Source organism: Paenibacillus sp. Y568 (assembly GCF_059445545.1).
Map to the genome: position 1 here is coordinate 15,037 of NZ_JCAIUM010000014.1, position 14,129 is coordinate 29,165.

General features: G+C 41.7%; 10 protein-coding genes, 1 pseudogene and 1 riboswitch. Of the genes and pseudogenes, 1 reads left to right on the top strand and 10 read right to left on the bottom strand.

Translation table 11 applies throughout. The annotated features are described in order from the left end of the window. Positions 1-126 precede the first annotated feature (126 nt). Positions 127-230, bottom strand: a riboswitch (TPP riboswitch). A gap of 85 nt (positions 231-315) precedes the next feature. The 9 genes and pseudogenes from murI to AC1D7X_RS18480 form a co-directional block, all read right to left on the bottom strand. Continuing rightward, positions 316-1,095 (bottom strand): glutamate racemase, encoded by a 780-nt coding sequence (gene murI / locus AC1D7X_RS18440; protein ID WP_495475867.1) that lies wholly within the window; start codon positions 1,093-1,095, stop codon positions 316-318. A 93-nt stretch (positions 1,096-1,188) separates the two neighbouring features. Continuing rightward, the gene (locus tag AC1D7X_RS18445; protein ID WP_495455648.1) at positions 1,189-1,476 is read right to left on the bottom strand and encodes an immunity 53 family protein; all 288 of its coding nucleotides are present in this window, start codon (positions 1,474-1,476) and stop codon (positions 1,189-1,191) included. A gap of 170 nt (positions 1,477-1,646) precedes the next feature. Further along, positions 1,647-3,491: pseudogene (locus AC1D7X_RS18450) on the bottom strand (DUF2264 domain-containing protein). Positions 3,492-3,587: 96 nt separating this feature from the next. Then, positions 3,588-4,724 carry a glycoside hydrolase family 88 protein gene (locus AC1D7X_RS18455; RefSeq protein WP_495475868.1) on the bottom strand — a complete coding sequence of 379 codons (1,137 nt, stop codon included), beginning with the start codon at positions 4,722-4,724 and terminating at the stop codon, positions 3,588-3,590. 56 nt (positions 4,725-4,780) lie between these two features. Beyond that, on the bottom strand, positions 4,781-6,388 hold the full coding sequence (locus tag AC1D7X_RS18460; protein ID WP_495475869.1) for a response regulator transcription factor: 1,608 nt from the start codon (positions 6,386-6,388) through the stop codon (positions 4,781-4,783). Continuing rightward, positions 6,376-8,190, bottom strand: a complete 1,815-nt coding sequence (locus tag AC1D7X_RS18465; protein ID WP_495475870.1) for a sensor histidine kinase — start codon at positions 8,188-8,190, stop codon at positions 6,376-6,378. Before AC1D7X_RS18465 ends, AC1D7X_RS18460 begins: the two co-directional genes overlap by 13 nt. An 81-nt stretch (positions 8,191-8,271) precedes the next feature. Beyond that, entirely contained in the window at positions 8,272-9,648 is a 1,377-nt protein-coding gene (locus tag AC1D7X_RS18470; RefSeq protein ID WP_495455644.1) for an ABC transporter substrate-binding protein, read from the bottom strand. 128 nt (positions 9,649-9,776) lie between these two features. Next, positions 9,777-10,616: a carbohydrate ABC transporter permease gene (locus AC1D7X_RS18475; protein WP_495475871.1), complete on the bottom strand. Its 840-nt coding sequence runs from the start codon at positions 10,614-10,616 to the stop codon at positions 9,777-9,779. A gap of 17 nt (positions 10,617-10,633) precedes the next feature. Continuing rightward, positions 10,634-11,575, bottom strand: coding sequence for a carbohydrate ABC transporter permease (locus AC1D7X_RS18480; RefSeq protein WP_495475872.1), 942 nt, complete (start codon positions 11,573-11,575; stop codon positions 10,634-10,636). A 227-nt stretch (positions 11,576-11,802) separates the two neighbouring features. Here AC1D7X_RS18480 and AC1D7X_RS18485 point away from each other — a divergent pair, with 227 nt between their 5' ends. Then, positions 11,803-13,680, top strand: coding sequence for a hypothetical protein (locus AC1D7X_RS18485; protein WP_495475873.1), 1,878 nt, complete (start codon positions 11,803-11,805; stop codon positions 13,678-13,680). A gap of 44 nt (positions 13,681-13,724) precedes the next feature. Here the strand turns inward: AC1D7X_RS18485 and AC1D7X_RS18490 are convergent, their stop codons facing one another. Next, a complete protein-coding gene (locus tag AC1D7X_RS18490) occupies positions 13,725-14,123 on the bottom strand; it encodes a ribosomal maturation YjgA family protein (protein ID WP_495455640.1) in 399 nt (132 codons plus the stop codon). Between the last annotated feature and the right edge of the window lie 6 nt (positions 14,124-14,129).

Consider the following 14,129-nt stretch of genomic DNA (forward strand, 5'->3'; position numbering starts at 1 on the left):
TCTTCTCGTTAACAACATGTAAACATAGAAATCAACAAAAAGGGCCACCTTCTACATAGAAGGTGGCCCTATAACTATAGTAAAAATAATGTAAACGTATATACGCATACAAAACTTATGATAACCATGTCTTTGAGCTCACTTCCCTACGCTGGTATAATCCAGATCAGGTTCAAAGGGTTTGGAATTATCCATTCCGTCTCAGCCAAATAGCACCCCTAGTGATCTAACGTATTTAATTAAAATTCATAGTAACATAAATATTGGAAAAATAGAAACCTTTTTTTCTAAAGATAACATTTCGTTATCACCCAATTACGTTACTTTATTTAAGACGATTCCCAGTGCTCTTTCCATCTTTAGCACGTATCCTGAATCACGACTCGAGCATAAAAGGGTGGTCTTCGTTTCTCCTTGAGCATTCCGTTGAAGATTACCTTTTAACACTTTTCTTAATCGATTCACAGTACCCTTACTTCCATCAACGATATGAATATGATCGGGTAACATTTGTGTTAATATGTCTTTATAAAAGGGATAATGCGTACACCCTAGAACAATCGTTCCATATGTACTGAGATCGAATTCTGATAGTTTACACTTGAAGTACTCTACTATCGTATCCGTATCGAAATTTAAATCCTCACAGAATTCAACTAACTCGGGTAATGGTAACGAATCTACGATGCATTGATCATCTATTCTAGATACTAAATCTGTGTACTTAGATAATCTCAAAGTCAACGGAGTAGCAAAGACAAGCACTCTTTTTCCCGTTGATCTAGTTATCTCTATAGCCGGTTTAACAGCAGGTTCCATACCCACAATGGGTATACGATAAGTACTTCTTAATTCTGCAACCGCTATACTGGTTGCCGTGTTACAAGCTATGACGATCGCCTTCACTTGTTGTTCTTTCATCAGCGTTTCAATTGCAGTTTTTACATACCGTTTTACTTCTTCCGTTGATTTGGTTCCATAAGGAACATGAAGTGTATCCGCATAATAAATATACTCCTCCTGTGGGAGTTGCTTGATGGCCTCAGCTAGTACCGTTAATCCGCCTAATCCTGAATCAAAAAAAGCTATTTTCATTGGTTTCACCTTTCAACATCTGCTTTTAAAAATAAACACTATTCTTCTATTCCATCATAATCATTGAGAAAATAGGTATCTCTAATCTCTAACCTATCCTTCTGCCCATTCCTTAAAGAGCTGTATCATCTCTTCTAGATTACGTAATCCACCCGCACCTTCAAAATAACCCTCTTTAATCCAACATCTTACCCAGTCATTGTCATCTCGATCGAGGATAATTTCATTTAAAGGTTTACCTTCCAATTCCGTTTCAAGTAATGGAATGGTCACTCTCCATCCTGGCGTATCTATGGATTCAATCTTCAATACATGGGTTTGCTCCCATTCATCATCACAATAACTTGCATACCAGCTTTCTAACCATTTCAGATAACTCATCTGTCTCAGCCTCTTTCTACTTCTTTATATGTTACGTCATGCCCATCCAAATCATTTCTATTCTTTATGATATATCAAAACCTCCTATTTGTTTAATTCTAATGTAATGAAAATATTTACATTTACAATTCCGCCACTTACGCCACTTCTGTACACTACATTCAAATCATTCAGTCCATCTTGATTGTAATTAACATTCCACGCTGCGTCGTAATCATGATCTCTTTGGTTTCGATACGCACATTCAATGAATCCATGGGATCAATTTGTGTGCATCGTTCCTTGCCTGATGTTCCTGACTCACCGAGTACAGCGGATATCAACCAATGGACACCTGACTCCAACCTTGCTTGTAGCGTTGGAATCCCTGTTCGGGTCTGCATAATGTTCGTATTCGCATTTGCATAAATAATATCAGCTTGCGTATACCCCTTTACATTACGAATGCCGCTTTTCCCATGAGAATTGGATGCTATCACTCCGATCTCGCTTAAGGATGCCACTTGATCGAACTCTAACCCCAGTGCGAATCCACCCTCAGCCACATCTAACTGCCTCTGTGTCCCTACCCTATGGATGCGTATATGCCATGGAAGGCCTGCTATGATCCATGACTTCACCTCTACATTGGACCAAGGCTTCCATCTTGCAAACAGCACATTGTCCTTGATGAAGGACTCCTCATTCTTCCTTTTGACACGGAAGATGTTGTCACATTCGCTTAGAGCTAACATCGAATCGAAAGCCCCTTGGGACAACCCCCACTCTGCTCTTGGTACACTAAATCCAAAAGCCGTTGAATAGACGAACTTCTCATATTTAGCCGAAGTATGTGTGTGTTCATTCGATGATAAATGACCTGTGTTAAATGCAGTTACATGTCCATTCTCCTCTTCACGACAGATGACCAAATGAGCAGGCAACTGCACTTTCATGTTACTGATCAGTGGTAACGGTAACTCTTCCGCTTGCCAGAAAGGGTGATCCTCAGAAAGAGCTAAGGGGAGAAATGTCTTCATTGCCCAATAAGGAGACCCCGGAGCATTGTAATTCTCAGCCAAGATCAGATTCGGATAGGCATACCCTATCGTAAGCACACCATGTGCATCAAATATAGGTTGCTGGAACCACCAACATAAATTACGCATAATGAGTCCCTTTATGACTCCTAGCGGTAGAGAATCTATTTCCGCAAAAGCCATTGCGCTCCAGAATGCCGACTGTGCGAATCGATAACTTAAACTTCTTCCATAAGGAAGAGCTGCACCCTCAGGTGTGAACCAATGGATGAATTCATTCGCAAATTCCATTGCTCTCTCCTTGTAAATTCGTGTTCTCACGGGATCCTCTTCACCCATTAATTTCACATATAAGAGACTATAATAATGAATAGCGAATGGACCGTAGTAATCGACGTGTGCGCCGACCCCATCAGAGTACCAACCTTCAGACATATAGAAATCATCGATTCGATTCAAGTTGCTTTCCATTTGTTCTTTGTCGAAAGGAAGTCCTATTTTACGGAAGCCCATATTGACCAGTACGTTAAAAAATAACCAGTTACAATCATGACAAGGATGTTGGTTGATCTGATCTAATCATTGATACAAATGAAGTCTTTCTAGTTCATTCAGGGGACCCCAGATTCGATCAGGAATTAACGCAAGGGCGAACCCGAACGCTGCCATTTCCACCAGTCGCTGATCATAATCAGCTACAGCTCCCCAGTATTCAACATGTTCAGGGTTAGTTCCGTTACGAATCCCCTCTAAACAGATGTCCCAGAGCCCCTCTTCAACGCCTCCTGCTAGCAACGGTATAAGTCCCCACAGTACTCGCGAGAATCCTTCTATCTCTGCACTGGATGATGGACATCCAGATCCAGTATTTCCTATTTGTAAACGTGTATTACCCTCGCTATAATGTGATTTTAACGGGTAGGTAATTTGCCGGAATGCCTCTTCCATATCCTGCTTTGTTTGTAATGGATTTAGACTAATCTGATTCCCATACATATTCATATAACCCACTCTCCACACTTAACGATTCCTGTATAATCTTCTATCGATACCAACTGATATTTGGAATGCGATTACATCTGTATGTACAACTTATTCCCAATAAAACGGTCCTTTACCTCTTAGTCGTGCTAGCCCTTCCACAAAGAAAAAATCTCCGTATATTAGTGGCACGTCAACATTCTGTCCACCTGGATAATGGCTTGTTCCATGAAGAATCAGTCCTTCTTCGCTAGTATCGTCCCATGCACCATAATTTTGGTACAGTGATTCTAGCATTCGTTCAGCTGGTTCTCGATAGACAGACTCTTCTAGCTCATCCACTTTCTCAGAAAGTAATAGTAGCCCGCTCGCTGCGCATGCACCTGCAGATGAATCTCTGAATTTCCGTTCTTCGAATGGCGCTCGGAAATCCCAGTGCGGTACAAGATCTTCCGGTAGTCGACTGAGGAAGAAGTGTGCAACGCGCTTCGCGGCATCAAGATATGCCTTCTTACCTGTATGATGATAGGCTAACGTCAATCCATATAACGCCCATGCAGCCCCCCGTGACCAGGCCGATTCTGGTGCATAACCCTGTCCACCTATTCCCTCTATGAACTCTCCCGTATGCGGATCGAACTTCACAATATGATAGACAGATCCATCTGGTCGGATGAAATGCTCAAGCACAGTATCCATATGTGCTTCTGCGATGTGGCGATAGCGAGGATCACTACTAATCTCGGACGCCCAGAACAGGAGTGAGGTATTCATTGCACAATCGATAATAGCTAATCCAGTATTGTCTTCGCCTTCATACCACGGATTCCAAGCACGGATGTACCGACCCTTCAAGTTAAATCGAGCAGCTAAGAAATTGGCGGCCTTCATGGCCCTCACTTTCGAGATCTCGTTACCTATTATCTTATACGAGGCTATGCTCGTTAATGTCCACATAAAGCCCAGATCATGATCTAGACGTACATAGTCGTTCAGTACGGCATCCAATTTTTCTTCGCATTGTTCCGCTATAACCTTCAAGCTATTATTTTGGCTATCGTTGTATAGAAGCCACAATATCCCCGGCCAGAAACCTGCTGTCCACCAGAACGGCTCTTCTAATGTATAAGTACCCCCTTGACTCGCGTGAGGGAATCCTGCCCCTATTCGTTGACTATTACGCTGTGTTTTCTCTAATGATTTTGTCCATGCTTCTTCTAACCATTCATGTTTACCAAATGTCTTCATTTCTAACCACCTACCCATCGACTGTATTTTTAATAGATTTAAGTCTTGTGATTCTACTATCCCCTGTACTCCACCGGAGTGACACCTGCATGGGCTTTAAATGTCTTAATGAAATAGCTCTGGTTGTCATATCCGAGCAGTTCACAAATCGTACCTACCGTATTATTGGTCTGATCCAGCAGTTCTTTAGCCCGCTCCATCTTCAGCCCTGTAACGTATTCGATAAAAGTCATCCCTGACTCCTTCTTGAACAACCTACTGAAATAACTAGAGTTCAGATGGAGATGGTCTGCCACCTCATCTAAACTAATTCTTGTATTCAATCGAAGAGATACGTATTTACAAGCCTCCGCCACTTCCACCCTTTTGCTTGCTCCGACTCCTGTTCCCGACACCGCTGCGATCGATTCTAGATGCTCATTCAACCATACACCTAGCTCAGATATTGAATCTATATCCACGATTTCTTTGTGTAGGGTATCTGCCGAATAGGAGGGTCGAATCGATTGGCGTGAATATAACTTAAGTTTTAAATCGAGAAGTAACTTGAGCATCCAATCCTTAACCATCTCTGATGGGTACCTTTCCTTCTTTATAAGTGAAATACATACATTGGCAACCTCTCGAGCTTTGGACGATCGCTTCTCTAGTAACACTTCACGAAGTTCTGAACTAGTCTGATCATAGTAAGCGAAAAGATTCTGTCCAAGATTGAATTCAGTTGTGGATCTCTTTTTTGTAATCTCACCTGTTTCTAAGTAAAAACGCTGTTCTTCATTCACAAGTAATTCATTCAATCTCTGCTTTAGAATTTCCGGCGTATCACAACCGGTGCCCATAATGAAAGACATGCGAACTTTAAGCACTTTAAACAAAGTGGACTGAATGAGCTTCAGATGAGAAATCGTTTCATCGTAAATATTCATTTTGAGGCTAGGTCTATAAGAGAAAAGGAGAACCGAAGTCCTTACGTTGTATCCGATATGAATCCCCTCTGGCTTTAACCCATTCATCACTTCGTTCATCACATTACTTATCGCAAAATGCAACGTTTGATCAGATGAGAACCGGTACTTGACTAACCGATAATCTTCTAGGTAACCGAAGACTGGCAAGCAATATTCCCCCTCACTAAACAACCCATACTCTATCGCATCCTGCTTCCATTTGTCTGCCGAGATTAGAGGTTGATGGATGAAGTTCTTAATAATTTGTTCTTTGCGCAACTCCTTCGTTTCGCTGAACAGATGTCTCATGTGTAATTGTATCGAGCCCGCATGCGTCTCCACATCCATAGCATCTTTGAAACGACGGAGTAATTGAACTAGATCTGCTGGTACCAACACATCCTTGATAAGGTAATCCTGTACATTCAGACGCATAGCTTGCTGTGCATATTCGAATTCGTTGTGACATGACAAGATCACAATTCGCACATCTGGCTTCAATTCCCTAATACGTGCGGATAGCTCCAGACCATTCATTCTTGGCATTCCGATATCGGTAATTAGAATGTCAGGAGTCTCCCGCTGAGCATGCTCCCAGGCATTCCAACCATTTTCATGCGTTCCCATTAAGCGAAGCCCAAGTTCTTCCCATTGAATTGTATCAGACAACAGTTCGATGACAGGGTAATCATCATCCACTAACATCACGTTATACATTCCGTATCCCTTCTCTCTAGCGGTATATGCATCTCAATGATTGTTCCTGCTTCTGGTTCGCTGTGTACTTTAATGGTGAACTCCTCTCCGTAAAGTATTCTCATTCGCTCTACCACATTCTGTAGACCTATTCCAGAGAATACTCCCTTACCCTCTTCCTCGACATTCGTGTGAAGCACATGAATCGCTATCTTTCTTAGAATAGTTTCTTTTTGGATTGGTTCCATACCTTTTCCATTGTCTTGCACAGTCAGGACTAGATGCCCTTGCTCCTGATTAACCTTAATACCAATCGTTCCCGATTTCTGAGCGAATCCGTGGATTAGCGCGTTCTCAACGATCGGCTGAAGAAAGAATCTTGGCACCTTAACTAGAAAGGCCTCCGGAACAATATCAAGTTCAAGATTCACCTCTTCCTTTTGCCTTAGATTCATCAAATTCACATAGTGGGATATGAGATCAATTTCTTCATGAAGGAATATTTCATCTTCCTCTCGACTAATAGTCATTCGAAGTAATATGGATAGTGAACCAATCATTTGAGCACTCTCTGAGTCCCCCCGCTTCATGACTTTCATTCGAATAGAGTTAAGTATATTGAACAGAAAATGGGGGTTGATCTGCGCTTGTAGCATCTTCAGCTCTGCCTTTCTTTTGCGTGCTTGGGTATCCGAGACTTCAGCAATCATCTCTGTAACCCGATCCAACATCTGATCGAACAACCAGCCTAGACGACCAATCTCATCATGACCACGCACACCTGAGCGTACTTTCAGATTACCTCTCTGCACCGCAGTTGTGACTTTACCCAGCCTTACTAGTGGCTTCGTGAATGCTCTAACCAGGGCAATAAGCAGAACGAGAAAAACAAAAAATGAGATCAACTGATAGATAAACACACGACTGAAAATGGAACGGATATTTACGATTGCATCTTCATAAGGTTGCATTAGGACAAGGTGCCAATCAGCAAGTGCTATCCTCTTTTGTGCTATAAGGAATTCTTCACCATGAATGCGGATAATGGAGGAAGTTTTGGAGCTGTCTATATCTAAATATGATATCGTGGTCCCAATGTCATTCTGATCTCGCTTCGATATAACTACTCCTGAATCATTTACTAACATCGCGTCATCCACTGCGGATGGCCTACTTATAATCTCGTTGATCTGATCTTCCATGACTGTCACAACGACGTAACCGTAAATATCTGAATTAGCCAGTCTTAATGTGCGCGCAACCGAGATTTGATAGAGATGATCGAACTTATCATTTTGAAATGCTATCGGCTCAGCTTCGGTCCAATAGGATTGTAATCCTTTTAATTCTTTTAACTGATCGAACCATGGTTCATTCAGAATTTCCATTGGGTTGAAATCGTTTACAGAATAATTCATAAAATATGATCCATTTGTAAGTAACACGGTTACATAACTTTTGTCTCCAACTACGGTCAAACTGTCTAACTGCTCCAGAACGCGGTTGGCAGCCATGAACTTATGGTATGGATCACTCTCCTCATTACCCGAAGCGACCATCTTGAAGTATGTATTTAACTCCGAGTTCACCTGAACGTAATTCGCAGTTTTTAGCATACCTTTAAGTAGATTCGTCACCGACCCATTTACTAACTCTAGTGAATCTTCTACATTGGATATCGCCTGCCGCTTTACTGCTTCTTCGGTCAAAAAGTTGAACATGAGCAAGGTGAACACCGCAGGAACCAGAATACAAGCGATTGATGCCAAGATAAGCTTGTGACGAATAGAACGTGGTGCCAGGTCCCTAATGCGGTTTATCATGATTTGATTCCACCATCCACTGATCAAATAAGCAAAAGGGAGACGTTAAAGTACGTCCCCGATTCGGATTCATTATATCCATTATTTTTTATTCGAATCAATTATTTTAGTTACTCGTTCCTGAGCATTCTTAATCGTCGTATCTATATTCTGATTGCCAAGAATCAACTTTTCATACTCCTCATTAACAGCTTTGAATACTTCAGCTTGATAGGAAGCCGGGGGAACAATGGATGAGGCTTTGGACAATATAAGTGTATTAACAAGTGATTTCTTATCGACTTTCTCTGGATTCTTAGTACTGCTTAGAATCGTATCAATAATTTCTTCAACCTTTTCACTCTTTACCTGATTCCACGCAGGAATATTCTTACCTTGAATAATCTGTCCTTCTGTTGTGTACCAGCGTACGAATTTATAGGCTTCTTCCTTATGTTTAGAATTTGCGGCTACGGCTACGTAATCTGTAGTCACTGGAGTTAGCCCTGTTGGGTCTTCTTTATTATTCTTAGGAAATGGGGCCACCGCTATGTTAAAGGTTAGAGGTACTTTATCCGTTCCACCGATCTCCGAATTCATCCAACTTCCGATCGTAATCATACTAGCAGATTGATTAAAGAATTGCGTACGATAGTTCAACTTCTGGGAGATCATATCGCTGTAAGGAACGGAGGATTGATCTTCCTTCTCCATTCTCACTCTCAGTTCAAGCGTCTCTTTAAAGTATGGGCTATCTAGATTAGATGAACCGTCTGCCTTAAGAAAGTCTGCATCCTGTGCTTGATTCTCCATCTTTAACTTAATGAATTCCAGCCAGCCACCACCTTGAGGCCCATGAAAATAAGTACCGTAGCGTTTGCTTGCGCCATCACCTTTTGTCAACTTCTTAGCGTAATCTGCATAGTCATCCCATGTCCAATCGATCGGAACTTCGAGATTAGCTTCATCAAGATGATCTTTGTTCAAAAGCACATACCAAGGATTGAACTTTCCTGGAAGCGCATACACTTTTCCGTTTAAATGAGTATCCACTTTATAGTCACTCTCAACGGTATATCCATCTTTGGCGATGTAACTATCTAGTGGTTCAGCCATTCCAAGTGCTACACGCTGAGCGTACCCCGCAGGATCACTGAACATGAGAATATCCATATCTGCTGAAGATGCTGCTTCGAGATCTAGCTTCTTAGAGGCTTCTTGGGTATCCCCTTTCTCACTAAGTTGTACTAGCTCAACGGTCACTCCTGGTGTAGCCTCTTCATAAGCCTTCAGCGTCTTACTCCAGTTATAGGCTGACTCTGTACCATACGTATACAATCGAAGATTGACCGATTTCCCAGAACTACCTTCTGATGCAATCTTACCTTCCTTAGCATTGTTATTATTTCCGCCACATCCCGATAGTAGACTAATCAATACAACCCCGCTGATGGCTACTGACAACACTTTTCGTTTCATACCCTATCCCCCTCCTTGTATATCGTTACGTTGTAACAATTCACATTATATAGAACAGACACGCCCATCTTATCCAACTATATTTACTATATTTGAATTATTTTTACTATTATTGGGAGCTGAGCTTATTATCCTTTTACTCCACCAAGTGCAATGCCTTCGATCACGCTCTTCTGTCCAATGATGAATACGATCAATAGTGGAAGAATCGATGATACCGCAGCTGCCATAATGAGTGAATAATACTCTCCGCTTAGAGATGTGAATTTCTGCATCGCTAATGGGAGTGTGAATAATCGATCGCTTCGTACGAAAATAAGTGGATTCTGATAGTCATTCCATGTCCATATAAATCTCAAGATGGCATACGTTGCAACAGCTGGCTTTACCAGCGGGAGCGCAATCGACCAGAAGATTCGTAGGTGTCCTGCTCCATCGATTTTGGCGGATTCAATAAACTCTTGATGTAATCCCATGAAAAATTGTCTTAACATAAACGTCCCAAGTACACTGAAGCTTCCTAGAATAATCAGACCGATATGACTATCGAACAATCCGATATTTCGATATAGAATGAACTGCGGAATTAGGATCGCCTGACTTGGGATCATGTATGTAATCAGCACGATAATAAATAGTCCATTACTTGCAGCAAATTGTATTTTGGAGAATCCGTACGCTGCCAAAGCGGAGACGATACAGGAGGTCATTGTTGTTAGAACGCTCACTTTAATCGAATTCCAGTAATACACATAGAACGGATACTCACCGAACCAGACTTCTTTATAGTTCTCAATCACATTCCATTGCCTCGGAATCCATTGAATAGGATACACGAATACATCCTTTTCTATCTTGAAAGATGTAACTAACATCCATACGAAAGGGAGTAGGAAGATAATGCTCACTGCAAACATGATAATGGTTATAATCATTTTCTGCCAATTGATACCCGTTTGTGTCTGCATGCGTATCTCTCCTTTCATTAATAATTGACCCATTTTTTCTGAGCAGCCCATTGGCCTAAAGTAATCAATAACACGAATCCAAATAAGACGGTTGCAATAGATGAGGCATATCCTACTTTCAAATTAACAAAGGCAGTGTCGTATAAATACCAGACCATCATCGTAGTCGAACCGATGGGTCCACCCTGCGTCATAACAGCAATGATATCAAACACTTTGAAAGTTGAAATAATGCCGGTCACAAGAAGAAAGAAAGACGTGGGTGAGAGCAAGGGAAAGGTTATACGCGTGAATTTACGCCATCCGTTCGCTCCATCTATTTCAGCGGCTTCATATAAATCCTTCGGAATGGATTGTAATCCCGCGATATAGATAATTAAGTTGAAACCAATGGAAACCCATATCGAAATCATCATGATCGAGATTAGTGCAAAGTTCGGATCTGCAATCCATTTAGGAGGATTTGCGATTCCAACCGCTCGCAGCATTTCATTAATCGGACCGTAGGAAGGTTGGAATAATACTTGCCATACTACAGCAACAGCTACAATCATAGAAATGTAGGGCATGAAATAGGCGACCTTGAAATATCCCTTACCATAAACATGTCGGTCGATTAGTATAGCCAGAACCATGGAAATCAACATATAAATTGGCACGGTAAGTAGAAAGAGAATGTTATTTCGAACAGACTTAATGAACATCTCGTCTTCTAGTAGGTTCACGAAATTCTGAAGCCCAACCCAACGGATTCCATCCAGCCCCTGTACGAAGTTCCAATCGGCAAACCCTAGAACAATGGTGGCGATAATTGGAATCAGTACTAGAATGGACACTCCGATTAACATGGGGCTAACGAATAACAATCCTGAGAGTGTCTCTCCCCAACGAAGGGAATGACTTTTTGGTTTATTCCCTCTAAGGGTTTTCTTAGTTAGCAGTTCAATTTGTTGAGCCATATGATACACCTCCATTATTGTGATGAGGAACGATGAATATATTTTAATTATAAAAACATAACCCTCTTTTCTTTGACGGTATTTTGATCAATAAGAACCTTATTTTTACCTTTATGTTCAGTGGCTGTTCTTTTAAGATCAGGACTTCAAATTCAGTAATAAATGGTTTACAATGGGTTTCATTAATGAGATCGATTGCAATACGATGTATGAAAGGAACTCCATATATGACGAGCGAACCCGGAATCCGGATCAAGTTAACTGAACTGGCTAATGCCATCGTTGCCCACCGTCCTGAATCCTTCAACCCCTGGGGAACGCAGGATTGGCGTACTCACTTGCAATCAACTCGAGGATCTCATATATACCAGAAGTACTGGGCGGATCTTGACTCCTACGCGGCACGAGCAAGGGAGTCTCTCCTTCCTGCCCTTACGTTCTCACTCTTCCGACAATTTAACGATTCAGGAGAACGCAAGGCTTATGAGGATGTATATTTTGAACGGCGTGGACGAATTGCTGCGCTCGCCTTAGTTGCAAGTGCAGATCCTTCTCATGAGAACATACAACTCCTAGAGGATTTGTTGTGGGACGTTTGTGATGAGTATACGTGGTGTCTCCCTGCACATTTACCTGCCACAGATGATAGCTTATCTTCAAGACAAAATGTGGATCTATTCGCCGCGGAAACGGCAGGCATGTTGGCTGAAATAATCACCATGTTGGAGGAGGATTTGGATACACGTATTACAAAGAGGGTTCAAAAAGAGATTGATCAGCGGATATTTGAGCCAGTATTCTGGAGACCTGTTGGCTTCCACTGGGAATCAGCAGATCACAACTGGTCTGCGGTCTGTGCAGGAGGCTGTGGCATTGCAGCTCTATTATTAATGAAAGACTATATGCAGCTTACTTCTGCAATGCAAAGGGTCATATCATCTTTGAATGCTTTTCTTTCCGGTTATGGGTTGGACGGAGGTTGTGCTGAAGGCTTAGGATATTGGGTTTATGGCTTCGGGTATTACACCTACTTTGCTGAAATGTTGAAGGAGTATACATCAGGACACATCAATCTTCTGGATTGCCCAAAAGTCGCGGCGATCTCTTCCTTTCCAGAGAATGTTCATCTATCGGATGGCGTATTCGTCAACTATTCGGACTCCAGTGAATCAGAGCTATTACCGCCCGGGCTCATTACTCGACTTGCAGAACAATCAGATCGACATACATCTCTTCCATTCGTAATGCCTCTAATCTCAGATGATCCATGCCATCGTTGGGCTCATTTATCGCGTAATGTGCTTTGGAGCAACCCACAAGTCTTTGGATCACAACGTCAGAAAGAGAATGTGTACTTATTAGATCTGAATTGGCTCATCCACCGCGGGGAGATCCATAATCAAGATAGTAAGCCTATTGTCGTGAGTTTCTCGACCAAAGGTGGGCATAATGACGAACCACATAATCATAATGATCTAGGTCACTTTCTTCTACATGGTGGTGGTGAGAACCTGCTGTGTGATTTAGGTCCAGGCATATATACGAAATCTTATTTTTCTGTTGGACGAGAGTCGATTATTAATATTTCCTCGGGTGGACATTCACTTCCTGTCATCAATGGAAGCTTACAGCGTTCTGGGAGAAGTGCTGAAGCTATTATACTTGAAGGACATCTCTCCCAAGATATCGCTAAGCAAACGTTAGATCTGACCTCCGCTTATCCTGAGGCAGGGATAGAACAATTTATACGACATTTCAACTGGTCCATTGATCATGACGCGAATACAGCTAATCTAATTCTAGAGGATCATATCGTATGGAATGACTCCCCTGGCAACATGGAGGAGCGACTGATTAGTAAATTCCCACCACATATAGAAGAAGGACGTATCATCTGGCACGGTCGCCATGCGGAGCTAACACTAGATTATAACGAGGACTATATGAAGGCCACCTCCACTGCCATCGCTCATGAAGATCATGATGGAGTACCTTTTACATTTTATCAGACTTCATTAATGATCCATCCCAGTCCCGACACGGAGACCAACCTGACTGTCTGCAGGCTGTCGTTCTTCATTACTTCATATTATATTAATTACTAAGATCTAAAAATAAAGGGCAGTCGAATACTATCCGATCTGCCCATTTATTTCACATTCACACGACTAATCCAATACCTATCCATAACCCAGGAACACACAATCCCTATCCCATATCGAATTAAATCAATGCTCAAGAATCCTTTTCCTAATATAAGTGCTCCCAACAACGTCGATCGTAAGTCATTAATCCAGTCGGCTTGGTATAACTGACTAAATTCAATGGTATAACTGAAGAGTAAACTCAGAACAACAGATACAAACAGTCTTTTATTTCTGAACAATATCCGACAACCGAAATATACCATACTTGCCCACAGTGCATCTCCGAAATGACTTGATATGAACAAGGGTAGATGGTCTGAGAACACCCTCGAACTGAGCCCTAAGATGATAACCACAACAAATATAACGATATAAATGATTCTGTTCTTCAAATTAATCATTCGCAT

Coding starts and splice junctions, on each gene's coding strand:
- murI (WP_495475867.1), bottom strand. CDS start 1,095: ATGAAAATAGCTTTTTTTGATTCAGGATTAGGCGGATTAACGGTACTA.
- AC1D7X_RS18445 (WP_495455648.1), bottom strand. CDS start 1,476: ATGAGTTATCTGAAATGGTTAGAAAGCTGGTATGCAAGTTATTGTGAT.
- AC1D7X_RS18455 (WP_495475868.1), bottom strand. CDS start 4,724: ATGAAGACATTTGGTAAACATGAATGGTTAGAAGAAGCATGGACAAAA.
- AC1D7X_RS18460 (WP_495475869.1), bottom strand. CDS start 6,388: ATGTATAACGTGATGTTAGTGGATGATGATTACCCTGTCATCGAACTG.
- AC1D7X_RS18465 (WP_495475870.1), bottom strand. CDS start 8,190: ATGATAAACCGCATTAGGGACCTGGCACCACGTTCTATTCGTCACAAG.
- AC1D7X_RS18470 (WP_495455644.1), bottom strand. CDS start 9,648: ATGAAACGAAAAGTGTTGTCAGTAGCCATCAGCGGGGTTGTATTGATT.
- AC1D7X_RS18475 (WP_495475871.1), bottom strand. CDS start 10,616: ATGCAGACACAAACGGGTATCAATTGGCAGAAAATGATTATAACCATT.
- AC1D7X_RS18480 (WP_495475872.1), bottom strand. CDS start 11,575: ATGGCTCAACAAATTGAACTGCTAACTAAGAAAACCCTTAGAGGGAAT.
- AC1D7X_RS18485 (WP_495475873.1), top strand. CDS start 11,803: ATGACGAGCGAACCCGGAATCCGGATCAAGTTAACTGAACTGGCTAAT.
- AC1D7X_RS18490 (WP_495455640.1), bottom strand. CDS start 14,123: ATGATTAATTTGAAGAACAGAATCATTTATATCGTTATATTTGTTGTG.